Origin of the sequence: Streptomyces sp. NPDC052043 (assembly GCF_044548235.1) — a bacterium.
In the GTDB taxonomy this organism is placed as follows: Bacteria; Actinomycetota; Actinomycetes; order Streptomycetales; family Streptomycetaceae; genus Streptomyces.
The window spans coordinates 309,206-332,465 of the sequence record NZ_JBIUBT010000004.1; the positions used below are offsets into that span (position 1 = coordinate 309,206).

Genomic DNA, 23,260 nt, shown 5'->3' on the forward strand with positions numbered 1-23,260 from the left:
GGCGTACGTGACCACCATCGAAGAAGCCGTGCCCTCGCCCCGCGAGGGCGGGGCGGACGGCGCACCACTGCTCGAAGTGCGCGACCTGCACGTCGAGTTCCACACCCGTGAGGGTGTCGTCCGGGCCGTCAACGGCGTCAACTACAGCGTGGCGGCGGGCGAGACGCTCGCCGTGCTCGGTGAGTCGGGCTCCGGCAAGTCGGTGACCGCGCAGGCCATCATGGGCATCCTGGACATGCCCCCGGCGAAGATCCCGCAGGGCGAGATCCTCTTCCGGGGCCAGGACATGCTCGCGATGTCCGCCGAGGACCGCCGCAAGATCCGCGGCCGTCGGATCGCCATGATCTTCCAGGACGCGCTCAGCTCGCTGAACCCGGTGCTGACCGTCGGCTACCAGCTCGGCGAGATGTTCCGGGTGCACCAGGGCCTGTCCAAGAAGGACGCCAAGGCCAAGGCGATCGAGCTGATGGACCGGGTGAAGATCCCGGCCGCCGCGGCTCGCGTGAACGACTACCCGCACCAGTTCTCGGGCGGTATGCGCCAGCGCATCATGATCGCCATGGCGCTGGCCCTGGAGCCGGACCTGATCATCGCCGACGAGCCGACCACGGCCCTCGACGTGACGGTCCAGGCCCAGGTCATGGACCTGCTCGCGGAGCTCCAGAGCGAGTACAACATGGGTCTGATCCTGATCACCCACGACCTCGGCGTCGTCGCCGACGTCGCGGACAAGATCGCCGTGATGTACGCGGGCCGGATCGTGGAGCAGGCACCGGTCGGCGAGCTGTACAAGCGCCCGGCACACCCGTACACCAGGGGTCTGCTGGACTCGATCCCGCGCCTGGACCAGAAGGGCCGGGAGCTGTACGCGATCAAGGGTCTGCCGCCCAACCTGCTGCGTGTTCCGAGCGGTTGCGCGTTCAACCCGCGCTGCCCCAAGGCCCAGGACATCTGCCGCGAGCAGATCCCGGACCTGCTGCCGGTCACCGAGCAGGACGGCGGTGAACTGGCGGGCCGTGCCGCGGCGTGCCACTTCTGGAAGGAGACGATCCATGGCTGAGCCCACGAAGCTCGCGAAGGACGACGAGCCGAAGGACGACGCCACGCCGAACGTCTCCGAGGTGGAGACCGTCCAGGCGGCCTCCGAGGAGGAGGCGGTCGCGGCACTCGACGCGCACGTCCAGCGCGGCGAGCCGATCCTCCAGGTCCGCAACCTGGTCAAGCACTTCCCGCTGACCCAGGGCATCCTGTTCAAGAAGAAGATCGGCGCGGTCAAGGCGGTCGACGGGATCTCCTTCGACCTGTACCAGGGCGAGACCCTCGGCATCGTGGGCGAGTCCGGCTGCGGCAAGTCCACCGTCGCCAAGCTGCTGATGAACCTGGAGCAGGCGACCGCCGGCGAGATCTTCTACAAGGGCCAGGACATCACCCGGCTGTCCGGGCGCGCGCTGAAGGCGGTGCGCCGGAACATCCAGATGGTGTTCCAGGACCCGTACACCTCGCTCAACCCGCGTATGACGGTGGGCGACATCATCGGCGAGCCCTTCGACATCCACCCCGAGGTGGCCCCCAAGGGCGACCGGCGCCGCAAGGTGCAGGAACTGCTGGACGTCGTCGGCCTCAACCCGGAGTACATCAACCGCTACCCGCACCAGTTCTCCGGCGGTCAGCGCCAGCGCATCGGCATCGCCCGCGGCCTCGCGCTCAACCCCGAGGTCATCATCTGCGACGAGCCGGTCTCGGCGCTGGACGTGTCCGTCCAGGCGCAGGTCATCAACCTGATGGAGCGGCTGCAGGACGAGTTCAACCTCTCCTACATCTTCATCGCGCACGACCTGTCGATCGTCCGGCACATCTCGGACCGCGTGGGCGTGATGTACCTCGGCAAGATGGCCGAGATCGGCACCGACGAGCAGATCTACGACCACCCGACGCACCCCTACACCCAGGCGCTGCTGTCGGCGGTCCCGGTGCCGGACCCGGAGGCCCGCGAGCACCGCGAGCGGATCATCCTCTCCGGCGACGTGCCGTCCCCGGCCAACCCGCCGTCGGGCTGCCGTTTCCGCACTCGCTGCTGGAAGGCCCAGGACAAGTGCGCCGAGGAGGTCCCGCTGCTCGCCGTGCCCGAGCGCTTCAAGAGCTCGGACTCCCTGGCGGCCCACGAGTCGGCCTGCCACTTCGCCGAGGAGAAGGACGTCGTCGGCGCGGCGTGACCCTCACACGGCACATCCCCGGTTCCCGGCGCCTTTCCAGGCGCCGGGAACCGGCGTTTTTCCCGACGGATGAGAGGACGGGCGAATGCTGCACCACGTCGAACTCTGGGTCCCGGACCTGCCCCGGGCGATCCGCTCCTGGGGCTGGCTGCTGACCAGCCTCGGGTACAGCCCCTACCAGGAGTGGGAGCACGGCCGCAGCTGGCGGCTGGGACCCACGTACCTGGTGGTCGAGCGGTCACCGGCGATGCGGGACGACGGCGCACACGACCGGAAGCGCCCCGGCCTCAACCACCTCGCCTTCCACGCGGGCCCCGCGGCGCGGCTCGACGCGCTGATGAGCCAGGCGCCGGCACACGGCTGGTCGCCGCTCTTCACCGACCGCTACCCGCACGCCGGCGGCCCCGACCACTACGCGGGCTACCTCGCCGACGACGACGGCTTCGAGGTGGAACTGGTGGCCTCCGAGGTCGAGCCGGAGGGCTGACGGGGGCGCGCGGCGGCGTTGGCGCGTCCGCGTGGAGTGACACCGCCATCGGTGCGGCGACCATCAGGTATGCGGCTTGTGTGCTGATATGTCTCAGGTCACCGCATCCCGAGGAGGCACCCATGCGTGGAGTCGCGCGCGCCAGGTGGGCCGCGGGGGCGATGGGGGCCGTGCTCGTGCTCGCCGCCTGCGGGGGTGGGGGAGCCGGTGCCGGCGCCAACGCGCTGACCGCGTCCTGGGGCGACCCGCAGAACCCGCTGGAGCCGGCCAACACCAACGAGGTGCAGGGCGGCAAGGTCCTCGACATGATCTTCCGCGGGCTGAAGCGGTACGACCCGAGGACCGCCAAGGCCGAGAACATGCTCGCCGAGAGCGTCGACACCACCGACTCGCGGCACTTCACCATCACGGTCAAGGACGGCTGGAGGTTCAGCAACGGCGAACCGGTCACCGCCAGATCCTTCGTCGACGCCTGGAACTACGGCGCGAGCCTGAAGAACAACCAGAAGAACGCGTACTTCTTCGGCTACATCGAGGGCTACGACAAGGTCCACCCCGTAAGCGGCCGGCAGAGCGCCGACACCCTCTCCGGGCTGAGGGTCACCGGTCCGCGCACCTTCACCGTCACCCTCGACCAGAAGTTCTCCACGTTCCCCGACACCCTCGGCTACGCCGCCTTCGCCCCGCTGCCCCGCGCCTTCTTCACCCATCACGCCGCCTGGCTGGACAAGCCGGTCGGCAACGGCCCGTACTCCATCGAGTCGTACACCAAGGGCGCGCAGATGACCCTGCGGAAGTGGAACGGCTACCCCGGTCCCGACAAGGCCCGCAACGACGGCGTGACCCTGGTGGTCTACACCGACAGCAACACCGCGTACACCGACGTGCTGGCCGGCAACCTCGACCTCGTCGACGACATCCCCGCCAGCCAGCTCAAGAACGTGCGCACCGACCTGGCCGGCCGCTACATCAACAGCCCGGCCGGCATCCTGCAGACCCTGGCCTTCCCGTTCTACGACAGGAAGTGGAACACCAGTGGGGCGCAGAAGGTCCGTACGGGCCTGTCCATGGCCGTCAACCGCAAGCAGATCACCGAGACCATCTTCCGGGGCACCCGCACCCCGGCCACCGACTGGACCTCCCCGGTCCTCGGCACGGACGGCGGCTACAAGCCGGGCCTGTGCGGCCACGCCTGCGACTACGACCCCGCGGCGGCCAGGAAGCTGATCCAGGAGGGCGGCGGACTCCCCGGTGGCCAGGTGAGGATCACGTACAACGCGGACTCGGGCTCGCACAAGCAGTGGGTGGACGCCGTGTGCAACTCCATCAACAACGTGCTCGGCAACGACAAGGCGTGCGTCGGCAACCCGGTCGGCACCTTCGCCGACTTCCGCAACCAGATCGGGCAGCACCGGATGACCGGGCCCTTCCGGGCCGGCTGGCAGATGGACTACCCGCTGATCCAGAACTTCCTGCAACCGCTGTACTACACGAACGCCTCCTCCAACGACGGCAAGTGGTCCGACAAACGGTTCGACCACCTCGTCGACCAGGCCAACGCCGAGTCCGACAGACCCAGGGCGATCAGGCTCTTCCAGCAGGCCGAGGGCGTCGTACGCGACACCATGGCCGCCATCCCGCTGTGGTACCAGAACGGCAGCGCCGGCTACACCGGCCGGCTGCACGACGTGGCGCTCAACCCGTTCAGCGTTCCCGTGTACGACGAGATCAGGGTCGGCTGATCCGCATGGGACGCCATGTCGCCAGACGGCTGCTCCAGATGATTCCGGTGTTCTTCGGGGCCACCCTGCTGATCTTCCTGATGGTGAACGTGATGGGCGACCCCATCGCCGGACTGTGCGGGGAGCGCGCCTGCGACACCGCGACCGCCGCCCAGCTCAGGCGGGAGTTCGGCCTCGACAAGCCGCTGTGGCAGCAGTACGCGACCTACATGGGCAACGTCTTCACCGGCGACTTCGGCACCGCGTTCAACGGACAGCCCGTCACGGAGCTGATGGCGTCGGCGTTCCCCGTCACCATCCGGCTGACCGTCGTCGCGATCCTCTTCGAGATCGTCGTCGGCATCACCCTGGGCGTGCTGACCGGGCTGCGCCGCGGCCGGCCCGTGGACACCTCGGTCCTCGTCCTCACCCTCGTCGTCATCTCCGTCCCCACCTTCGTCACTGGCCTGCTGCTGCAACTGCTGTTCGGCGTCCACTGGGGCTGGATCAAACCCTCGGTGTCCCCGGCGGCGGCCTTCGGCGAGCTGATCGTGCCCGGCCTGGTCCTCGCCTCCGTCTCCCTCGCCTACGTCACCCGGCTGACCCGTACCTCCATCGCCGAGAACCGGCGCGCGGACTACGTGCGCACCGCTGTCGCCAAGGGACTGCCCCGGCGCCGGGTCGTGGTACGGCACCTGCTGCGCAACTCCCTCATCCCCGTGGTCACCTTCATCGGCACCGACATCGGCGCGCTGATGGGCGGCGCCATCGTCACCGAGCGCATCTTCAACATCCACGGCGTCGGCTACCAGCTCTACCAGGGCATCCTGCGGCAGAACACCCAGACCGTCGTCGGCTTCGTGACGGTCCTCGTCCTGGTCTTCCTGGCCGCCAATCTGCTCGTGGACCTGCTGTACGCCGTACTCGACCCGAGGATCCGCTATGCCTGAGCAGTCGCAGGAGCCCGAGCGCGCCATCGCCGGAACCGGCATGGGCGGCGCGATGGACCTCGCGGCGAGCGAGGCGACGACGCTGGAGCGGGTGCCGGGCGGGCCGGAGGGGCCGCCCGGCGGACGGGCCCGCTCCCTGTGGTCCGACGCCTGGCGCGACCTGCGCCGCGACCCCGTCTTCCTGCTCTCCGCGCTGGTGATCTGCTTCCTGGTCGTCATCGCGATCCGCCCGTCCCTGATCGCCTCGGGCAACCCGCTCAGCTGCGACCTGCCCAGGGCCCAGGACGGCCCCGCCCCCGGCCACCCCTTCGGCTTCGACGGGCAGGGCTGCGACGTCTACACCCGCACCGTCTACGGGGCCCGCGCGTCCGTCACGGTCGGCGTGTGCGCCACGCTCGGGGTGGCGCTCTTCGGCTCGGTGCTGGGCGGCCTCGCCGGGTTCTTCGGCGGCGCCGGCGACGCCGTGCTGTCCCGGACCACCGACGTCTTCTTCGCCATCCCCGTCGTCCTCGGCGGCCTCGTCCTGCTGTCCGTCGTGCCGAGCAGCACCGTCTGGCCGGTCGTCGGGTTCATCGTGCTGCTCGGCTGGCCGCAGATCTACCGGATCGCGCGCGGCTCGGTCATCACCGCCAAACAGCTCGACTATGTCCAGGCCGCCCGCGCCCTGGGCGCCTCCAACTCCCGCATCCTGCTGCGGCACATCGCGCCCAACGCCGTCGCCCCGGTCATCGTCGTCGCCACCATCGCGCTCGGCACGTACATCGCCCTCGAGGCCACCCTGTCCTACCTCGGCGTCGGGCTGAAACCGCCCAGCGTCTCCTGGGGCATCGACATCTCTGCCGCCTCGCCCTTCGTCCGCAACGCCCCGCATGCGCTGCTGTGGCCCGCCGGGGCGCTGGCGATCACGGTCCTGGCCTTCATCATGCTCGGCGACGCGGTGCGCGACGCCCTCGACCCGAAGCTGAGGTGACGGCGCCTTGCTGCTCGAAGTCCGTGATCTGCACGTGGAGTTCCGGACCCGGGACGGGGTCGTCCACGCCGTCAACGGGGTCGGCTTCGCGGTGGAGGCCGGGGAGACGCTCGCCGTGCTCGGCGAGTCGGGCTCCGGCAAGTCCGTGACCGCGCAGGCGGTCATGGGCATCCTCGACGTGCCGCCCGGCCGGATCAGCGGCGGGCAGATCCTCTTCGCCGGCCGGGACCTGCTGAAGCTGAGGGAGGAGGATCGGCGGCGGATCCGGGGCGCCGAGATGGCGATGATCTTCCAGGACGCGCTGTCCGCGCTGAACCCCGTGCTGACCGTCGGCGACCAGCTCGGCGAGATGTTCACGGTGCACCGGGGCATGTCCCGCAAGGACGCGCGCGCCAGGGCCGTGGAGCTGATGGACCGGGTGCGCATCCCGGCCGCACGGCAGCGCGTGCGCGACTATCCGCACCAGTTCTCCGGCGGCATGCGCCAGCGCATCATGATCGCCATGGCGCTGGCCCTGGAGCCCGCCCTCATCATCGCCGACGAGCCGACCACCGCCCTCGACGTCACCGTCCAGGCCCAGGTGATGGACCTGCTCGCCGAACTCCGGCGCGAGTACCGCATGGGGCTCGTGCTGATCACCCACGACCTGGGCGTGGTCGCCGACGTCGCCGACCGGATCGCGGTGATGTACGCGGGCCGGATCGTCGAGTCGGCGCCCGTGCACGACATCTACAAGGCGCCCGCCCACCCGTACACCAGGGGCCTGCTGGACTCGATCCCGCGCCTGAGCCACAAGGGCCGGGAGCTCTACGCCATCAAGGGCCTGCCGCCCAACCTCCAGGCGATCCCGCCCGGTTGCGCCTTCCACCCGCGCTGCCCCATGGCCCGGGACGTGTGCCGGACGGACGTACCGCCCCTGTACGAGGTCTCCGAAAGCCGCGCGAGCGCCTGCCACTTCTGGAGGGAGTGCCTGGATGGCAGAGCAGACGGCTGAGCAAACGGCCGAGCCGATCCTGGAGGTCACCGGGCTCGTCAAGCACTACCCGCTCACCCGGGGCGTCCTGTTCAGAAGGCAGGTCGGGGCGGTCAAGGCGGTCGACGGGGTCGACTTCACCCTGGGCCGGGGCGAAACGCTCGGCATCGTGGGCGAGTCCGGCTGCGGCAAGTCCACGGTGGCCAAGCTGCTGTGCAACCTGGAGCGGCCCACGGCGGGCGAGATCCGCTACCGGGGCGAGGACATCACCCGGCTGTCCGGCCGGGCGCTGAAGGCGGTGCGCCGCAACATCCAGATGGTGTTCCAGGACCCGTACACCTCGCTCAACCCCCGTATGACGGTGGGCGACATCATCGGCGAGCCGTACGAGATCCACCCCGAGGTGGCGCCCAGGGGCGACCGCAGGAGGAGGGTCCAGGAACTGCTGGACGTCGTCGGCCTCAACCCGGAGTACGTCAACCGCTATCCGCACCAGTTCTCCGGCGGTCAGCGTCAGCGCATCGGGATCGCACGGGGGCTGGCCCTGCGTCCCGAGATCATCGTCGCCGACGAGCCGGTCTCCGCGCTCGACGTCTCGGTGCAGGCCCAGGTGATCAACCTGATGGAGCGGCTGCAGGACGAGTTCGACCTGTCCTACGTCTTCATCGCGCACGACCTGTCGATCGTGCGGCACATCTCCGACCGGGTGGGGGTCATGTACCTCGGGCGGATCGTCGAGATCGGCACCGACGAGCAGATCTACGACCACCCGACGCACCCCTACACCCAGGCGCTGCTGTCCGCCGTGCCCGTGCCGGACCCCGGGGCCCGGGAGCGCCGGGAGCGGATCATCCTCTCGGGGGACGTGCCGTCCCCGACGAACATCCCCTCCGGCTGCCGCTTCCGCACCCGCTGCTGGAAGGCGCGGGAGCGCTGCACGCTCGAGGTGCCGGAGCTGGCGGTGCCCGAGGAGTTCCAGCACGACACCGGGCCGGCGGTGCACCCCTCGGCGTGCCACTACGCGGCGGAACTCCAGGTGGTGCCGCCGAAGGAGCGGGACACCGACGGGCAGGGCAGCGGCTCCAGAGCACCGTGACCGGAGCACTGTGGGGTGGGGGCCGGGGCGGCGTGCCGTGTGCCGCCCCGGCCCGTGCTCAGGCGAGCCCCAGGGAACGCTTGAGGAAGTCCACCTGGAGCAGGAGCAGGTTCTCGGCGACCTGCTCCTGCGGAGTCATGTGGGTGACCCCGGACAGCGGCAGCACCTCGTGCGGGCGCCCGGCGGCGAGCAGGGCGGAGGACAGCCGCAGGGCGTGCGCGACCACCACGTTGTCGTCGGCCAGGCCGTGCACGATCATCAGCGGCCGGTGCGGCTCGGCGGGCGAGGACAGCCCGTCGTCGGTGACCAGGGAACTGTGGGCGTACACCTCCGGAGCCCGGCCCGGGTCGCCCAGGTACCGCTCGGTGTAGTGGGTGTCGTACAGGCGCCAGTCGGTGACCGGGGCGCCCGCGATGCCCGCGTGGAAGACGTCCGGGCGGCGCAGCACGGCCAGGGCGGCCAGGTAGCCGCCGTAGGACCAGCCGCGGATCGCCACCCGGTCGAGGTCGAGCGGATACGTCTTGGCAAGGTCCCGCAGGGCCTCGATCTGGTCGTCGAGGGTGACCGTGAAGTCGTCGTGGACGGCCTTCTCCCAGGCCGGGGAGCGGCCCGGGGTGCCGCGGCCGTCGGCGACGACCACCGCGAAGCCCTGGTCGGCGAACCACTGCGAGGTGAGGTGCGCGTTGTGCGCGGCCACCACGCGGGAGCCGTGCGGGCCGCCGTAGGGGTCGAGGAGGACGGGCAGGGGAGCGGAGGCGGCAGTGTCACGGGGGTAGTCCGCAGGCATAAGCACGGCGCACGGGATTTGGCGTGCGCCCCCCTGGGTGAGGGTCACGCGCGGGGCCAAACCGGGATCTTCGGCGTGCGAGCGGATGGTGGCGACCGTCCGGCCCTCACGCACCACCCGCACCCGGGCGCCCGGCCGGTCGAGCGTGGCGGAGACGAGGACGGCCACGCCCCCGGCACGCACCGCGGTGTGCACACCGGGCTCCTGGCTCACGCGCTCCACCCCGAGTTCGTTGACCCGGTAGACGTGCACCTCCCCGGTCTCCGGGGCGGCCGACTCCTCGCCGGCGGAGGCGGAGACCAGCACGTCGTCGTCCGACACGTCCAGCACGGCCCGCACATGCAACTGGGCGCCGGTGAGCGGCCGTTCGCCGACCGCCAGCACCCGCGCGCCCCCCTCGTCGGCGACCCGCACCAGTTGCCCGGAGGGGGACCAGCACGGCACCCCGGGGAAAAGATCAAGCCAATCCGGATCTTCGTCCGCGTGCACCATACGGGTCTCCCCGGACTCCGGATCCACGGCCAGGTACAGCTGGCTGCGCTGGTCGCGCGCCTGCACGAGGAGAAGGGGCGCTCCCGCCGCTGACCAGTGCACATGGGCCAGATACGGGTACCGGGACCGGTCCCAGAGGACCTCCGTGCGGGCCCCGTCCAGGCCGAACACGAACAACTGTACGTCCGCGTTGGAGGTACCGGCGGCCGGGTACGGGACGCGGCTGGGCTCCCGTTCGGGATGCGCCGGATCGGAGATCCACCACCGCCGCACCGGTGTGTCGTCCACGCGCGCCACGAGCAGCCGGTCCGACTCCGGCCCCCACCAGAAGCCGCGGGAACGGTGCATCTCCTCGGCCGCGATGAACTCCGCGAGGCCGTAGACGACGCCCTCGGACTCCGGTTCGGCGAGCGCGCGGTCACCGTCGCCCTCGGCACCCACCACCCGCACGGCGCCGGCGGTGACATAGGCGACATGCCGTCCGTCGGGGGACGGGCGGGGGTCGATCACCGGCCCGTGGACGGGCAGTTCGCGCGCCGTACCGGTCCGCAACCCGGCCGTGAAAAGCCGCCCTGACAAGGCAAAAGACGCCAACTCCGCGGCGGTGTCGGTGGCGTAGCCGACGATGCCCGCGCCACCCTCGCGGCTGCGTTCGCGGCGCGCCCGCTCCTCGGGCGAGAGGTGTTCACCGGCGCCGCCGAGGAGGGCGTGCGGGTCGGCGGCGACGCGCTCCGCACCACTGTCAAGATCGAGTACCCAAAGGGAGTTGGCCCGGTCGGTGCCCGATCCGGAGCGCAGGAACGCGACCCGGGAGGCGTCGGGAGCCACGGTGAACGCGCGCGGCGCGCCCAGCGTGAACCGCTGGGTGCGCGCGTGCCGTCGGGGGAAGGAGACAGGCTCGGTCGTCATGCCATGACCATATTGGCCATGCGCCCCCTTGTGCGGCCGTGCGCCGACCGATGCGCGCGTGCGGATAGTTATGATCGTTCGCGCATAGTGGGTATGAACCTGCTGCTCCTGTGTGGATCTATCTGCCCCCATAGTCCGACGACCCCCGATACCCCCCGACACCCCCCGCGTCCCGGGAACTTTGGAGGTGAGCCGCCGTGGCACTCTCGATTTCGGCGGTGCTGCTGCTGGTGATCATCGTCTTCTTGTTGATCAAGAAGTCGGGCCTCAAGGCGGGTCACGCGATCGTGTGCATGCTCTTGGGCTTCTACCTGGCGTCGTCCACGGTCGCCCCCACGATCAGCGAACTCACCACGAATATCGCGGGGATGATCGGCAGCTTCAAGTTCTAGCGCTGTCGTCAGCCTTCGGAGGCATACGAAACGAAGCGGGCCCAGGCCCCCGGCTTCATCGCGAGCCGGGGCCCCCGACGTACTTCGAGTCGCGGACGTGAACCGTACTGGGCTCGGTGGCGATCTCCACGCAGGAGTCGCCCTCGCTGCTGCTGTAGCTGCTCTTGAACCACGTCAGGTCGGAGGCGTCCCCCGACGAGGTGGTGCGGATCATGTCTCCCCCAGCAGTTGCTCGATGAACGCAGCCGACTCACGTGGCGTGAGGGCCTGCGCCCGGATGATGCCATACCGGAGTTCCAGAATACGGAGCTGTCTGGCTTCAGAGACCGGTCGACCGTTGGCAACGGCTGGAGAACGCCCCGCCATCGAACCGTCCTCGAACTTCAGAACCTCGATGCCGCCGGCCAGGCTGCTCCGCGAGTGGGGGCTGCCGGCCGAGGTGGCGAGCCACGTCGTGGCCGAGCTGGCGGCGAACGCGGCCACCCACGGCCGGCTCCCCGGCCGCAGCTTCCGCCTCGGGCTCCACGTGGTCGGCGGCACCCTCCGCATCGAAGTCACCGATACGCGTGGTGACCGCAGCCCGGAACTCCAAGTCCCGGACACGGCCGTGGAGCCGGGCCGCGGCCTGCTGCTCGTGGACGCCCTTGCCGACCGCTGGGGTGTCGCCGAGGAGCGCTTTCCATGCAAGACCATCTGGGCCGAACTGCGCCTGCCGCAACCGGAACGCGCCCCTACGAGTTCCGGTGTCGCCGACAGCTGAAAGCAAAGGAACGAGGGAGAAAGAATCCCGCCAAGCCCCACCCCTCCCGCCCGTGGCCCGCACTCACTCGGGCGGGTGAACATCCCCGGCTCAGCTGGATTTCGTGGTCCCCGACGACCCTACGCTCAGCCCAACGCAGCACAACAACCGCAGACATGCGACGGCCCCCGCCGGGACGGCAATCCCAGTGCGAGGGCCTGACCATCAAGGAAGAGAAGAGCTTCCCGATGGGTACCCAGAACCCTAGCGTGCCCCTGCGCGCCCAGTCCCGTATTGCGGGCGACAAGCACCCGAACCGGGACCACCACACCGGCGGACTCGTCCACGACAACACCCGCCACACCACCCGCTTCACGGTGATCGGCAACCACCTGGCCCAGCACCGAGCGCTCTCCCTGCTCGCGATCGGACTCGCCGTGCACCTCCAGTCGCTGCCGAAGGGCGCCCGGGTCGACATCAAGAGCCTCACTGCGCGCTTCCCTGAGGGGGCCACCCGTATCGCCGCCGCCCTGCGGGAGTTGGAGTCCTACGGCTACCTCCGCCGACTCCGTGAACGCGCCCCCGGCGGCCGTATCGTCACCCGCACGATCTCCTGCAACCAGCCGGCTGCAGGCCGCCATCACCACGCCGAAGCGTCCCCATCTGATCCCGACACCGCGCCCGAGGCACCGGACCGCCCGGCGGCGGCAGCGCCGAAGCAGGAGAAGTGCGAGAAGCAGGCGACGCGCGAGACGAGCGGGGCACACGAGACGCGCGCGCCGCGCAAGCCGCTCCCCGCCGTCCCCCGCCCCGCGTACCCCGCCTCTGCACTCCTCAAGGCGGCTACCGACCTCCTCGCGGACCTGCGCCGCCACGATGCTCGCCTCCTGCTCTCCGGCTGCGACACGGCCCACCTGGCGCCGGGAGTCGCCGCCTGGCTGGAACGTGAGGTGGGCCCCGCCGCCGTACGCCACGCCCTGACCGCCGATCTCCCACCCGAGGGACTGCGGCGGCCCGCTGCCGTTCTGGCCCACCGCCTCACCGCCCAGCTCCCACCGCCGCTCCCGTTCCGCCCCCCGGCCGCCCCTCCGCCCGTGCGGCACCCGCTCCAGACCTGCGAGGGCTGCGACCGCGCCTTTCGCGCCCCCGAACCCGGCCGCTGTCGCGACTGCCGAACCTCTTCCATGGGAGCGGCCTAGCATGAACGGGACGATCCTTGCCCCTGGGCACAGACGAGGAGCGAGTCCCATGACCATCGCATCGGGCAATGCGCGCCAGGGCGCCTCTCACATCTACCGGGCCATGCGGGACGTCGTTCGGTCCATGGACGACACCGACACCCTCCCGGGCAAGTTCGAGATCACCAAGAAGGGGATCGTCCACGACATGATGGCGCCGGTCGGTCCGCACGAGCTGACCACCCTGCACCTTCGGAAACGCCTCGAAAAGGTGATGCCGGAGGAGATCGTCGCGCACACGGGTGAGCCGGACGTCGAAGACGAGTCCGAGGGGATCATGCGCCGCCCCGACGTGATGGTGATCGCCCTGGCCGACATGGAGGTGCCCGGCAGCTTCGATCCCCGCACGCTTCTCGCCGCCGTCGAGGTCGTCTCCCGCTCCAACCCGGAGAACGACTGGGTGGGCAAGCTGCGCGACTACCCGCGGATCGGGGTTTCGGTCTACGCCGTCTTCGACCCCCGCACCGGCGTAGGTGCCGTCTTCACGGACGTCCACTCCACCCCGGACGGCCCCCGCTACGCGACCCGCAAGGACTTCGTCTACGGCGAGGACGTCACCATCGGCGACTGGACGATCCCGACGGATGGTCTACCCCGCTACCAGGACGAGACCGCACAGGCAGCCGATTCTTGAGCATTCCGACCGATACCGTCTCAGAGGCGCTCGCTTGAGGGCGCGATGAGCACCCGGGTCGATCATGTTCACGAGCTGGTTCCCCGCCTGGAGCGCATCCCGGACGCCCGAGCCCTAACGGCGTGATCCGGAAACGGAGCGGCCGGTTTCGACCACGTTCGTCCGGCTCCACTGCTTTTCGGAGTTGCCCGGACCCTGCCCGGACCGACCGCCGGCTCTCCGCCCTGTCACGGCTCGGCATTCCCGCCGTCGGTCCTGCCCCTGCCGATTCCCGCCGAAAGCCTGGCGCAGACGCGTTCGATCTCCTCGTAGGCCCGGTTGCGCTCTGCGACGACGGACGCGAGCAGCAGTGCGGTCAGAGCCACCGACCCGTTGAACGCCTGGAGCAGGGCCATCTCTTTGAAGAGGTTGAAGTGCGCGAACAGGCCGACCCTGAAGGTCGCCCTGACCACCACGACGATGCACGTCACCAGCGCGCACAGTGCCGCACCGGCCAGTTCGAAGCGGAACGCGGACCAGATCAGGCAGGGGAAGAGCAGGAAGAGCAGGTTGGGAACACTCGCCGTCGCCACGAACGCGAGGATGACCGCCACCGCCACCAGCACCGCCAGTTCCACCCACCCGTATGCGTGGGCGAGCCGGGGCGGCCGAGCCCACCGAAGCGCGAACAGCGCCGGTGCGCATACCAGCACCCCCATCGCGTCTCCGGCCCACCACACGGACCATGTCTCCCAGAACGCGCTTTCCGGCACGGCGCCGGTGAGCACCAGCGCGGCAGTGCCGACCGTCGCGCTGATCAGCATCCCGGCCAGGGCGCCGAGGAAGACCAGGGCGAGCGCGTCCCGCAGCCGGACGAGTGTGCCGCGGAACCCCACCCGGCGCAGCAGCAGGGATGCACAGACCGGTGACAGGGTGTTCCCGACGATGATCGCCAGGGTTGCAAGGGGCGGCGCGCCCAGTGGCGCGTTGACCAGGAGCGCGCCGAGAGTAATCCCCGGCCATACCCGGACACCCAGCAGGAGCAGGGCCGCAACAGCGATACCGGTCGGCGGCCACAGCGGCGTGACCTGCCCGCGGACCAGTTGCTCCCGCAGCCCGAGCCAGCCGGCCACGCAGTAGGCGGCGGTGACCCCGAGGACCTGCAGGATCGTCACGATGTGACCGCGACGCCTGTCGTTGCGCACCACGCCAGCCATCAGACCACGCGCACCATCGACCCCGAGCCCGCGACGCGCTACCCGGCGGCCGCCAGCCGGGCGTGGTGGATCACCAGGAGGGCCGCGTCGTCGCGATGGCCGGTGAGGTCAGCCACCTGGAGCACCTGGTCGGCCAGAACGTCAGGATCCCCTCGGCAGCCCGCACGCACCAGTTCGAGCACGCGCTTCATCCCCTGCTCGATCGGGAAACACGGCCCCTCCACGACCCCGTCGGTGACCAGGAGCAGGACCCCCTCTTCGGCCAGCCAGCGCCGGGTCACCGGATACCTCGCATCGGCCACGACGCCGAGGGGCGGGCCGCACTCGTCGAAGGCGGCGCCGGACCGGCCGTCGGCGTCGGCCCAGGCCACTGGCAGGTGGCCCGCGCGGGAGGCGCTGAGCTCGCCCGTGAACGGGTCGAAGCGCAGGAAACTACAGGTGGCGAAGCGGGAGCAGTCCATCGCCAGGAGAAGCTCATTGGTGTGGGCCAGCACCTCACCCGGGTCGGTCGTGGCCTCGGCGGCGGAGCGCAAGCCGACCCGGAACTGCCCCATGAGAGCGATCGCGTCCATGTCGTGCCCCTGAACGTCCCCGATCGCGAAGACGAGCGAGCCATCCGGGAGCGAGAAGATGTCATACCAGTCACCGCCGACGTTCAAGCCATCCTGTGATGGGACATACCGGGCCGCGAACCGCAGGCCGACAGGAGCCTGATCAGGCAGGGCGCACGGAAGCATATGGCGCTGGAGCGCGGCGGCCAGCTCCACCCGGACCCGCTGGAGCTCGAGTTGGCTGAGGGCGACGTCGACCAACCGCCCGAGGGAGAGCAGGAGATCCTCGGAGCCATCGGAATGAGCCACGTGTGGATGAGGCAGGTGTGGAGCCATCGCAGAGTCCGGAGTACATCGGTCCCATGACCTGCTTCCAGGCTAGGGCCTCCGGCCCGACTCCGCTCCACTCCCAGCCATGACCAGCTGACCGCGGTCCTGGGACCGATGATCGCTGAGGGGAGCGGGCCGGGTGGGGGCAGTGGCCTCGTAGGGTTGGACCCATGACGGAACGGGCCGCTCGGCGGCTGATGCTGGTGCACGCGCATCCGGACGACGAGTCGATCAACAACGGTGCGACCATGGCGCGCTACGCGGCCGAGGGCGCCCTCGTGACGCTGGTGACCTGCACGCTCGGGGAGCGGGGCGAGGTCATCCCGGACGACTTGCGGCATCTGGAGGGGACGGCCGGGCTCGGGCCGTACCGGAGGCAGGAGCTGGCCGCGGCCATGCGGGAACTCGGAGTCGAGGACTTCCGGCTGCTCGGCGGCGCCGGTCGGTACCGGGACTCCGGGATGATGGGGCTCACCGACAACGACGACCCGGACTGCCTGTGGCAGGCCGGCCTCGACACCGCCGCCGAGCACCTCGTCGCCGTGATCCGCGAGGTGCGCCCGCAGGTCCTCGTCACCTACGACGACAACGGCGGCTACGGCCACCCCGACCACATCCAGGCCCACCGTGTCGCCATGCACGCCGCCGACCTGGCCGCCGACCCCGCCGTACGCCCCGACCTCGGCGAGCCCTGGCGGATCGCCAAGGTCTACTGGAACCGCGTCCTGCGTCCGGTCGCCGAGGCCGCCTTCGCACAGCTGAAGGAGGACCTGCCCGGGCTGCCGTTCGACGAGCCGGCGGCGATCGACGACGTGCCCGGCGTCGTCGGCGACGAGCACGTCACCACGGCGGTCGACGGCAGCGCGTACGCCGCCGCCAAGGCCGCGGCGATGCGCGCGCACGCCACCCAGATCGAGGTGGCCGAGCCGTACTTCGTCCTGTCGAACCAGCTCGCCCAGCCGGTCTTCAGCACCGAGTTCTACGAGCTGGTGCGCGGGGAACCCGGCGCCGGGGAGGGGGAGCGGGAGACCGACCTGTTCGCCGGGATCGAGCTGTTCGCGGGGGCCGTCCGGGAAGGTGGGGCGTCATGAGTTCAGAAGGAGGGGGCTCCCTGCTCACGCAGCCCCTCAAGCCGCCCTCCGGCGGGCGGGCCGCCGCGTATCTCGGGCTCTTCCTGCTCGGCGCGGTGGTCGCCGTCGCGGGTGCGCTGGTGCAGGCCGCCTGGTTCCCCGGCGGGCTGCTGCTCGCGCTCGCGGGCGCGGCCGGGCTGTTCCTGGGCGGGGCGCGGGCCGCGCGCAGCCGGGGCGGGGCCGCGGCGGGCGCGGTCGGCTGGATCGTCACCGTGCTGTTCCTCACCACCAGCCGCCCCGAAGGGGACTTCTTCTTCGCGGCCGACAGCGGCTCCTATCTCTTCCTGCTCGGCGGCATGGCCGTCGCTGTGATCTGTGCCACCCTGGCGCCGGGACGGCAACGGCACGACGACGACGCCCGACTTGGCAAGTGACGTACCACTTCTTCCCGTGGTGCCGGTGCGGGTCCGGTGGGGGTTTACCCAGCGGTCCCGGGATAACGGCCCGAAGCGGCCAGTATGGTGGTGCGCGCGCCGCCGAGCCGCCCGCACTGAGGTCGTAACGGGCGGTGGAGCCAATCAGGAGAACCTGCCTTGAGTCGTGAAACTGACACTCCGTCGTCCGGGCCCAACGGGCCCAACGGGCGCGGCGGAGCCGCCTACCCCTCGGGGACCCCGCCGTACGGAATCCCGGCGGTCTCCGACGACCGAGCCGACGCGGGCCGTTCGGCCACACAGCCCGAGGAACGCAAGACCGAGACCACGCTGACGACCCGGATCCGGATCAACATCCCCGGATCCCGGCCGATCCCGCCGGTCGTCATGCGTACGCCCGTCTCCTCGGACGGATCCGGGAGCGGCGCCGAGGACGCCGACGGCGAGGCTCCGCCGTCGGCCGACCCGGCGCCCACGGCCCCCGCGGAGCCGCCGGCCGAGCCGGCGGCACCGGCGGGGGAGAAGCCGACCAGCGACTGGTTCGCGCCCCGCAAGCCCCAGACGGGCAAAGGCGGTCAGGGCGGCGGCCCCACCAACGGCGCGGGGCTGCCGGGCGGTTCGGGCGCACCCGCGGCGAACGGGTCAGGCCCCGGCGCTTCCGGCCCGGGAACCTCTGTCCCCCGGCCCTCGGGCGCCGGCTCCTCAGGACCGGGCTCGTCCCGCCCGAGCGGTGTGACCGGCGCCATGAACATGCCCGGCGCCGCGGGCGGCTCCCGTCCCGGCTCCAGCAGCAACCCCGGGCTGTCCGGGGCCACCGGCGGCCCCGTCGCCCCCGGCCACGGCGGCGGCACCGGATCCTTCGACGTCACCGAGGCGCTCGCCGCGGGCCCGCTCTCCGGCGGCCCCCGCCCCGGTGGCGACGAGCCGCGCCCTGACGACCTGGCGTACTTCCCCGAGGACGGGCAGGGCGGGAGCGACCGCCAGGGCGGCCCGAGCGGCGCCGGCGGCCTCGGCGGTCCGGGCGTCCCCGGTTTGCCGGGCGGCCCGCAGGGCCCCACGGGCCCGACGAGCGGCCCCGTCACCGGCGACGGATCGCTGCGGCCGCCCGCGGGCGGCGGCGCGCCCGCGGGACCCCCGGCGGGCGCGGGACGCCCCGGTGGCGCCCCCGGCGCGCACACGGCCCGACCCGGCGGTGGCCTGAGCGACGACACCGCGGTCCTCACCCCGCAGCAGCATGTCCCGGAGCCGGGCACCCCCGGTTACGGCGCCCAGCCGGACAACGTCTCCGGGCACACCGTCACCAGCGGCATGCCCGTCATCCCGCCCGGTCCCAACTCGCCGTTCCGGCCGGAGGCCGACTGGAACGGACCGCAGGCGCACACGCCCCCGCGGCTGCCCGAGCCGGCCCCGCAGAGCGCCGCGGCGGCGAGCGACGCGCCCAAGGGCAAGAAGAAGGGCCGCAGCAAGCTCGTCCTGCTCTGCGGCGCCGTGATCGTCGTGGCCGGTGTCGCCTACGGCGCCGGGCTGCTGATGAACCGCTCCGACGTGCCCAAGGGCACCACCGTGCTCGGCGTCGACATCGGCGGCGGCACCCGCGACGACGCCGTCAAGAAGCTCGACGACGCCTTCGGCAGCCGGGTGAACCAGCCGCTGAAGCTGTCGGTCGAGGGCAAGTCGGTGACGCTCAAGCCGGATCAGGCCGGGCTCCAGTTCGACACCCAGGCCACCGCCAGCGCGGCGGCGACGAGCGACTACAACCCCGTGTCGGTGATCGGCTCGCTGTTCGGCAACCACCGGGTGGTCGAGCCGCAGATGCCGGTCGACGAGGAGAAGCTCCAGGTCGCCCTGGAGAGCATCTCGGGCGGCGCCGGGTCGGTGACCGAGGGCGGCATCAAGTTCGAGTCCGGCAAGGCCGTCGCCGTCTACGGCAAGCCGGGCAAGGGCATCGAGGTCGACGGCTCGACCCGGCTGGTCCAGCGGGCGTACCGCACCCAGGTGGAGACGGGCACGACCGCGCCGGTCCAGTTGCCCACCGTCACCCGGGAGCCGACGGTCTCCAACGCCGAGGTCGACCGGATGATGAAGGAGTTCGCGCAGCCCGCGATGTCCGCCAACGTCACCGTTCAGACCGACGCGGCGCACAGCATCCCGCTCAGCCCGCAGAACTCCCTGTGGAAGTTCCTCAGGGTGAAGGCCGTGAACGGCAAGCTCGTCGACAGCCCCGACCTGAAGGCGCTCAAGGAGCTCTACGGGCAGACCTTCGACGGCGTGCAGATCACCCGGGCCACCGGGAAGAAGACCGCCGTCACCCCCCAGGACGTGTACGTGGCATTGCGGCAGGCCCTGCTGAGCACGAGCAAGCGGGACGCCGTCATCGAGACCAACCCGAGCTGACCGAGCACGACCCGCAGAGGGCACCCGGCCGAAAGGCGGGTGCCCTCTCGTCGTCTCACGCCGCCTGTCACCTCGCGACCATGACATCTGTCATCCGGCAGTCAGGACCGCCGACACTGCCCGGCACCCCCGCCCGTCGGCCAGCATGTCGGACATGACGACAACAGCGGAGCGAGCCGGCACCACCACGGTGGTGGGGTTCGACCAGGTGACCAAGAGCTACGGGAACGTCCGGGCCGTCGACGGGCTGACCCTCGCCCTGCATCCGGGCGAGACCGTCGCCCTGCTCGGCCCGAACGGCGCCGGCAAGTCGACCACCCTCGACCTGCTGCTCGGCCTCAGACAGGCCGACAGCGGCACCGTCAGCGTCTTCGGCACCAGCCCGCGCGAGGCGATCGTCGCCGGGCGCGTGGGCGCCATGCTCCAGAGCGGCGGGCTGATGGAGGACGTCACCGTCGCCGAACTGGTACGGCTCGCCTGCGACCTGCACCCCAAGCGGTACCGGACCGCCGACGTACTGTCCCGGGCCGGCATCTCCCAGATCGCCGACCGCAAGGTGAACAAGCTCTCCGGCGGCCAGGCCCAGCGCGTCCGCTTCGCCCTGGCCACCGCCGGCGACAGCGACCTGATCGTCCTGGACGAGCCGACCACGGGCATGGACGTCTCCGCTCGCCAAGCCTTCTGGGCCACCATGCGCGAACAGGCCGACCAGGGTCGCACGGTCCTGTTCGCCACGCACTACCTGGAGGAGGCCGACGCCATCGCCGACCGGGTGCTGGTGCTGCACCGGGGACGGCTGCTGGCCGACGGCACCGCCGCCGAGATCAAGGCGAAGGCGGGAGCCCGACGGGTCGCCTTCGACCTGGAGGGCGCCATCGACGAGGCCGCCCTGAGCGGTCTGCCCTTCCTGACCTCGATGTCCGTGAGCGGTCAGACCGTCCGCATCCAGTCCTCCGACGCCGACGCGACCGTGCACGCCCTGTACGGGCTCGGTCTCTACCCCCGCAACCTCGAAGTCGCCGGGCTCGGGCTCGAGCAGGCCTTCGTCGCCATCACCGAGGCCGAGGAGGCCAAGCAGTCGTGAACAGCCTCATCAGACTGGAACTCACCCGCGCCCTGCGCAACCGCAAGTTCCTCTTCTTCTCGGTGCTCTACCCCTCGATCCTGTTCCTGATCATCGCGGGCAAGGCGGACGGCGTCACCGAGGTCGACGGCACCGGCCTGACCGTACCGACGTACATGATGGCCTCCATGGCCTCCTTCGGCGCGCTCACCGCCGTCCTGATGGGCAACAGCGAGCGCATCGCCAAGGAGCGCGAGAGCGGCTGGGTACGGCAGCTGCGGCTGACCACCCTGCCCGGGCGCGGCTACGTCCTCGCCAAGACCGCCGCCGCGGCCGTGGTCAGCCTGCCGTCGATCGTCCTCGTCTTCGTGGTCGCCGCCGCCGTCAAGCAGGTCCGTCTGGAGGCCTGGCAGTGGCTCGCCCTAACCGGCGCGATCTGGGCCGGCAGCCTGGTCTTCGCCGCGCTCGGCGTGGCCATCGGCTACCTCGCCACCGGGGACGCGGTCCGCCCGATCACGATGATCGTCTACTTCGGCCTGTCCCTGCTCGGTGGTCTGTGGATGCCCTCGACCACCTTCCCGCGGTGGCTCCAGAACATCGCCGAGTGGCTTCCCACGCACGCGTACGCTGCACTGGGGCGTGCGATCGAGCAGAGCCAGGCCCCGCACATGAAGGACCTCGCCATCCTCGTCGTCTTCTTCGCCCTGTTCGCGGGCGGCGCGGCCTGGCTGTACCGGAAGGACACGCTGAAGGCGTGAGCGTGATGACGGAAGACCCGCGGCCCGGCGAAGCACGGGCGGACCGGCTGATGCGCATGGGGGAACCGCCCCGGAACAGGGGCGAGGCACTGCGCAAGCTGGTGTGGATCCTGCCCTGGCTGATCTTCCTCAGCTCGCCGGTGCGGGACCTGGTCTCCGGTGTCCACCCGGCCGCCGCCACCGCGGCCGGCTGGGCGGGCCTCGCGGCCTTCACCGGGACCTATCTGGCGCTGGTCTACCGGAACATGGGCCGGCCGTTCTCCGGGCGCGTCGTCGGCTGGCTGGTCGCCGCGCTCGGGGTGCTCGCCGTCGTGCTGTGCCTGACCCTCGGCCCACAGTGGATCGGCCTGTTCGTGTACGTCTCCGTGGCCTGCGGCGCGACGAACCCGCTGCGGGTCGCCTACTGGACGATCCCGCTGACCACGGCCGTGATGCTGCTCGTCGCCCAGCACACCGGCGCGCAGGGCGAGTGGACGCTGTTCCTGCTGGTGACGCTGATCGGCTTCGCGATGACCGGCGTACGGCAACTCGTGCGCACCACGATCGACCTGCGCAAGGCCCGCGCCACCGTGGCTCAGCTCGCCGCCAACGAGGAGCGGCTGCGGCTCGCCCGCGACCTGCACGACCTGCTCGGCCACTCGCTCTCCCTGATCACGCTGAAGAGCGAGCTGGCCGGCCGGATGCTGCCCGACCACCCCGACAGGGCGGCCCAGCAGGTGGCCGACATCGAACAGGTCAGCCGCCAGGCCCTGGTGGACGTCCGCGAGGCCGTCACCGGCTACCGGCGCCCCCGCCTGCACGCCGAACTGGCGGGCGCCCAGGTGGCGCTGACCGCCGCCGACGTCATCGCCGACGTGCCCGCCGAGCCCGACCTGCACGGCGTCCTGGAGGAGAGCGAGTCCGCGCTCGCCTGGGCGCTGCGCGAGGCGATCACCAACGTCGTACGGCACAGCGGCGCGACCCGGTGCACCGTCGACCTGGTCCGCCGCCAGACCCTGGACGGGCCGTTCCTCGAACTGTGCGTCGAGGACAACGGCTCGGGCGGCTCCGGCAGTGTCGGCAAGGGTCCGGGCAACGGTCTGACGGGCCTGGCCGAGCGCCTGGAGAAGGCGGGCGGGCACCTGGAGGCGGGGCGTGTCGGGCGGGGCTTCCGGCTCGCCGCCCGGGTGCCTCTCGGCTCCCCCGCGGACATAGGATCCCCGGCATGAGCCGCACGATCAAGGTCCTCCTGGCCGAGGACCAGTCGATGGTCCGCGAAGCACTGGCCGCCCTGCTCGGCCTGGAGGACGACATCGAGGTCGTCGCCCAGGTGCCACGCGGGGACGAGGTCGTCGCGGCGGCGCACGCCCACGGCGTCGACGTGGCCCTGCTCGACATCGAGATGCCCGGCTGCACCGGCATCGAGGCGGCCGCCCGGCTCCACAAGGAGCTGCCCGCGGTGAAACTGGTCGTGCTCACCACCTTCGGCCGCCCCGGCTATCTGCGCAGCGCCATGGAGGCGGGCGCGGACGCCTTCCTGGTCAAGGACGCGCCGGCCGCACAACTCGCGGCGGCGGTACGGAAGGTGCTCGAGGGCGAGCGGGTCATCGACCCCACGCTGGCCGCGGCGGCGCTGGCCGAGGGCGCCAACCCGCTGACCGACCGGGAGCGCGAGGTCCTGCGCGCCGCGTCCGACGGCTCCACCAACGCCGAGCTGGCCGCCGCGCTCCACCTGTCCCAGGGCACGGTCCGCAACTACCTGTCGACCGCGATCCAGAAGCTGGCGGTGCGCAACAGAACGGAGGCGGTCCGCATCGCACGGGAGAAGGGCTGGCTGTAGCGGCGCCCACCGGGCACGCGGGGGCGCAGGGCGGTCCTGGCGGG

Annotated in this window: 22 protein-coding genes and 2 pseudogenes; 19 read left to right on the forward strand and 5 right to left on the reverse strand. The window is 71.1% G+C overall.

Annotation, left to right across the window (positions count from 1 at the left end; translation table 11 throughout):
• Positions 1–7: 7 nt before the first annotated feature.
• The 8 genes from ACIHCX_RS12605 to ACIHCX_RS12640 all read left to right on the forward strand — a co-directional run bounded on the left by ACIHCX_RS12605 (position 8) and on the right by ACIHCX_RS12640 (position 8,410).
• The gene (locus ACIHCX_RS12605; RefSeq protein WP_400028937.1) at positions 8–1,060 is read left to right on the forward strand and encodes an ABC transporter ATP-binding protein; all 1,053 of its coding nucleotides are present in this window, start codon (positions 8–10) and stop codon (positions 1,058–1,060) included.
• The gene (locus ACIHCX_RS12610; RefSeq protein WP_400028938.1) at positions 1,053–2,213 is read left to right on the forward strand and encodes an ABC transporter ATP-binding protein; all 1,161 of its coding nucleotides are present in this window, start codon (positions 1,053–1,055) and stop codon (positions 2,211–2,213) included. Before ACIHCX_RS12605 ends, ACIHCX_RS12610 begins: the two co-directional genes overlap by 8 nt.
• Before the next feature lie 85 nt (positions 2,214–2,298).
• On the forward strand, positions 2,299–2,700 hold the full coding sequence (locus tag ACIHCX_RS12615; RefSeq protein WP_400028939.1) for a VOC family protein: 402 nt from the start codon (positions 2,299–2,301) through the stop codon (positions 2,698–2,700).
• Between the two features lie 122 nt (positions 2,701–2,822).
• Positions 2,823–4,442 carry an ABC transporter substrate-binding protein gene (locus ACIHCX_RS12620; protein WP_400028940.1) on the forward strand — a complete coding sequence of 540 codons (1,620 nt, stop codon included), beginning with the start codon at positions 2,823–2,825 and terminating at the stop codon, positions 4,440–4,442.
• A 5-nt stretch (positions 4,443–4,447) separates the two neighbouring features.
• Positions 4,448–5,371, forward strand: coding sequence for an ABC transporter permease (locus tag ACIHCX_RS12625; RefSeq protein ID WP_400028941.1), 924 nt, complete (start codon positions 4,448–4,450; stop codon positions 5,369–5,371).
• A complete protein-coding gene (locus tag ACIHCX_RS12630) occupies positions 5,364–6,341 on the forward strand; it encodes an ABC transporter permease (protein WP_400028942.1) in 978 nt (325 codons plus the stop codon). The genes ACIHCX_RS12625 and ACIHCX_RS12630 overlap by 8 nt, the downstream gene beginning before the upstream one ends.
• A 7-nt stretch (positions 6,342–6,348) precedes the next feature.
• On the forward strand, positions 6,349–7,335 hold the full coding sequence (locus ACIHCX_RS12635) for an ABC transporter ATP-binding protein (protein ID WP_400028943.1): 987 nt from the start codon (positions 6,349–6,351) through the stop codon (positions 7,333–7,335).
• Positions 7,316–8,410, forward strand: a complete 1,095-nt coding sequence (locus ACIHCX_RS12640; protein ID WP_400028944.1) for an ABC transporter ATP-binding protein — start codon at positions 7,316–7,318, stop codon at positions 8,408–8,410. The genes ACIHCX_RS12635 and ACIHCX_RS12640 overlap by 20 nt, the downstream gene beginning before the upstream one ends.
• A 58-nt stretch (positions 8,411–8,468) precedes the next feature.
• Here ACIHCX_RS12640 and ACIHCX_RS12645 read toward each other — a convergent pair whose 3' ends face one another.
• Positions 8,469–10,598 (reverse strand): alpha/beta fold hydrolase, encoded by a 2,130-nt coding sequence (locus tag ACIHCX_RS12645; protein ID WP_400028945.1) that lies wholly within the window; start codon positions 10,596–10,598, stop codon positions 8,469–8,471.
• A gap of 197 nt (positions 10,599–10,795) precedes the next feature.
• On the opposite strand from ACIHCX_RS12645, the gene ACIHCX_RS12650 reads away from it, so the two are divergent.
• The gene (locus tag ACIHCX_RS12650) at positions 10,796–10,990 is read left to right on the forward strand and encodes a hypothetical protein (protein ID WP_358728925.1); all 195 of its coding nucleotides are present in this window, start codon (positions 10,796–10,798) and stop codon (positions 10,988–10,990) included.
• A gap of 8 nt (positions 10,991–10,998) precedes the next feature.
• Here ACIHCX_RS12650 and ACIHCX_RS12655 read toward each other — a convergent pair.
• Both ACIHCX_RS12655 and ACIHCX_RS12660 read right to left on the reverse strand, forming a co-directional pair.
• Positions 10,999–11,204: pseudogene (locus ACIHCX_RS12655) on the reverse strand (DUF397 domain-containing protein).
• Positions 11,201–11,392: pseudogene (locus tag ACIHCX_RS12660) on the reverse strand (transcriptional regulator); the annotation flags it as partial. The pseudogenes ACIHCX_RS12655 and ACIHCX_RS12660, both read right to left, overlap by 4 nt.
• Between ACIHCX_RS12660 and ACIHCX_RS12665 the strand changes: the two are divergent.
• The 3 genes from ACIHCX_RS12665 (at position 11,385) to ACIHCX_RS12675 (ending at position 13,601) form a co-directional block, all read left to right on the forward strand.
• Positions 11,385–11,750 (forward strand): ATP-binding protein, encoded by a 366-nt coding sequence (locus ACIHCX_RS12665; protein ID WP_400028946.1) that lies wholly within the window; start codon positions 11,385–11,387, stop codon positions 11,748–11,750. The pseudogene ACIHCX_RS12660 and the gene ACIHCX_RS12665 sit on opposite strands and share 8 nt — an antisense overlap.
• A 227-nt stretch (positions 11,751–11,977) precedes the next feature.
• A complete protein-coding gene (locus tag ACIHCX_RS12670; protein WP_400029223.1) occupies positions 11,978–12,928 on the forward strand; it encodes a helix-turn-helix domain-containing protein in 951 nt (316 codons plus the stop codon).
• Positions 12,929–12,977: 49 nt separating this feature from the next.
• Entirely contained in the window at positions 12,978–13,601 is a 624-nt protein-coding gene (locus ACIHCX_RS12675; RefSeq protein ID WP_400028947.1) for a Uma2 family endonuclease, read from the forward strand.
• Between the two features lie 227 nt (positions 13,602–13,828).
• Here ACIHCX_RS12675 and ACIHCX_RS12680 read toward each other — a convergent pair whose 3' ends face one another.
• Complete coding sequence (locus ACIHCX_RS12680; RefSeq protein WP_400028948.1) at positions 13,829–14,755, reverse strand: MASE1 domain-containing protein; 927 nt, start codon at positions 14,753–14,755, stop codon at positions 13,829–13,831.
• A gap of 80 nt (positions 14,756–14,835) precedes the next feature.
• The gene (locus ACIHCX_RS12685) at positions 14,836–15,684 is read right to left on the reverse strand and encodes a PP2C family protein-serine/threonine phosphatase (RefSeq protein ID WP_400028949.1); all 849 of its coding nucleotides are present in this window, start codon (positions 15,682–15,684) and stop codon (positions 14,836–14,838) included.
• A gap of 164 nt (positions 15,685–15,848) precedes the next feature.
• On the opposite strand from ACIHCX_RS12685, the gene mshB reads away from it, so the two are divergent.
• From mshB to ACIHCX_RS12720, 7 genes are all read left to right on the forward strand, one after another.
• A complete protein-coding gene (mshB, locus tag ACIHCX_RS12690) occupies positions 15,849–16,769 on the forward strand; it encodes an N-acetyl-1-D-myo-inositol-2-amino-2-deoxy-alpha-D-glucopyranoside deacetylase (protein WP_400028950.1) in 921 nt (306 codons plus the stop codon).
• Positions 16,766–17,182 carry a DUF6113 family protein gene (locus tag ACIHCX_RS12695; RefSeq protein ID WP_400028951.1) on the forward strand — a complete coding sequence of 139 codons (417 nt, stop codon included), beginning with the start codon at positions 16,766–16,768 and terminating at the stop codon, positions 17,180–17,182. The genes mshB and ACIHCX_RS12695 overlap by 4 nt, the downstream gene beginning before the upstream one ends.
• A 159-nt stretch (positions 17,183–17,341) precedes the next feature.
• Positions 17,342–19,576, forward strand: a complete 2,235-nt coding sequence (locus ACIHCX_RS12700; RefSeq protein ID WP_400028952.1) for a hypothetical protein — start codon at positions 17,342–17,344, stop codon at positions 19,574–19,576.
• A gap of 154 nt (positions 19,577–19,730) precedes the next feature.
• The gene (locus tag ACIHCX_RS12705; protein WP_400028953.1) at positions 19,731–20,660 is read left to right on the forward strand and encodes an ABC transporter ATP-binding protein; all 930 of its coding nucleotides are present in this window, start codon (positions 19,731–19,733) and stop codon (positions 20,658–20,660) included.
• Positions 20,657–21,397 carry an ABC transporter permease gene (locus ACIHCX_RS12710; protein WP_400028954.1) on the forward strand — a complete coding sequence of 247 codons (741 nt, stop codon included), beginning with the start codon at positions 20,657–20,659 and terminating at the stop codon, positions 21,395–21,397. The genes ACIHCX_RS12705 and ACIHCX_RS12710 overlap by 4 nt, the downstream gene beginning before the upstream one ends.
• A 5-nt stretch (positions 21,398–21,402) precedes the next feature.
• Positions 21,403–22,605, forward strand: coding sequence for a sensor histidine kinase (locus tag ACIHCX_RS12715; protein WP_400029224.1), 1,203 nt, complete (start codon positions 21,403–21,405; stop codon positions 22,603–22,605).
• Entirely contained in the window at positions 22,602–23,216 is a 615-nt protein-coding gene (locus ACIHCX_RS12720) for a DNA-binding response regulator (protein WP_400028955.1), read from the forward strand. The genes ACIHCX_RS12715 and ACIHCX_RS12720 overlap by 4 nt, the downstream gene beginning before the upstream one ends.
• The last annotated feature ends 44 nt before the right edge of the window (positions 23,217–23,260 follow it).

Bases quoted from the DNA above. Each gene is read 5' to 3' on its own strand.
- ACIHCX_RS12610 (WP_400028938.1), top strand. From the start codon at position 1,053: ATGGCTGAGCCCACGAAGCTCGCGAAGGACGACGAGCCGAAGGACGAC.
- ACIHCX_RS12615 (WP_400028939.1), top strand. From the start codon at position 2,299: ATGCTGCACCACGTCGAACTCTGGGTCCCGGACCTGCCCCGGGCGATC.
- ACIHCX_RS12620 (WP_400028940.1), top strand. From the start codon at position 2,823: ATGCGTGGAGTCGCGCGCGCCAGGTGGGCCGCGGGGGCGATGGGGGCC.
- ACIHCX_RS12625 (WP_400028941.1), top strand. From the start codon at position 4,448: ATGGGACGCCATGTCGCCAGACGGCTGCTCCAGATGATTCCGGTGTTC.
- ACIHCX_RS12630 (WP_400028942.1), top strand. From the start codon at position 5,364: ATGCCTGAGCAGTCGCAGGAGCCCGAGCGCGCCATCGCCGGAACCGGC.
- ACIHCX_RS12640 (WP_400028944.1), top strand. From the start codon at position 7,316: ATGGCAGAGCAGACGGCTGAGCAAACGGCCGAGCCGATCCTGGAGGTC.
- ACIHCX_RS12645 (WP_400028945.1), bottom strand. From the start codon at position 10,598: ATGACGACCGAGCCTGTCTCCTTCCCCCGACGGCACGCGCGCACCCAG.
- ACIHCX_RS12665 (WP_400028946.1), top strand. From the start codon at position 11,385: ATGCCGCCGGCCAGGCTGCTCCGCGAGTGGGGGCTGCCGGCCGAGGTG.
- ACIHCX_RS12670 (WP_400029223.1), top strand. From the start codon at position 11,978: ATGGGTACCCAGAACCCTAGCGTGCCCCTGCGCGCCCAGTCCCGTATT.
- ACIHCX_RS12675 (WP_400028947.1), top strand. From the start codon at position 12,978: ATGACCATCGCATCGGGCAATGCGCGCCAGGGCGCCTCTCACATCTAC.
- ACIHCX_RS12685 (WP_400028949.1), bottom strand. From the start codon at position 15,684: ATGGCTCCACACCTGCCTCATCCACACGTGGCTCATTCCGATGGCTCC.
- mshB (WP_400028950.1), top strand. From the start codon at position 15,849: ATGACGGAACGGGCCGCTCGGCGGCTGATGCTGGTGCACGCGCATCCG.
- ACIHCX_RS12695 (WP_400028951.1), top strand. From the start codon at position 16,766: ATGAGTTCAGAAGGAGGGGGCTCCCTGCTCACGCAGCCCCTCAAGCCG.
- ACIHCX_RS12705 (WP_400028953.1), top strand. From the start codon at position 19,731: ATGACGACAACAGCGGAGCGAGCCGGCACCACCACGGTGGTGGGGTTC.
- ACIHCX_RS12715 (WP_400029224.1), top strand. From the start codon at position 21,403: ATGACGGAAGACCCGCGGCCCGGCGAAGCACGGGCGGACCGGCTGATG.
- ACIHCX_RS12720 (WP_400028955.1), top strand. From the start codon at position 22,602: ATGAGCCGCACGATCAAGGTCCTCCTGGCCGAGGACCAGTCGATGGTC.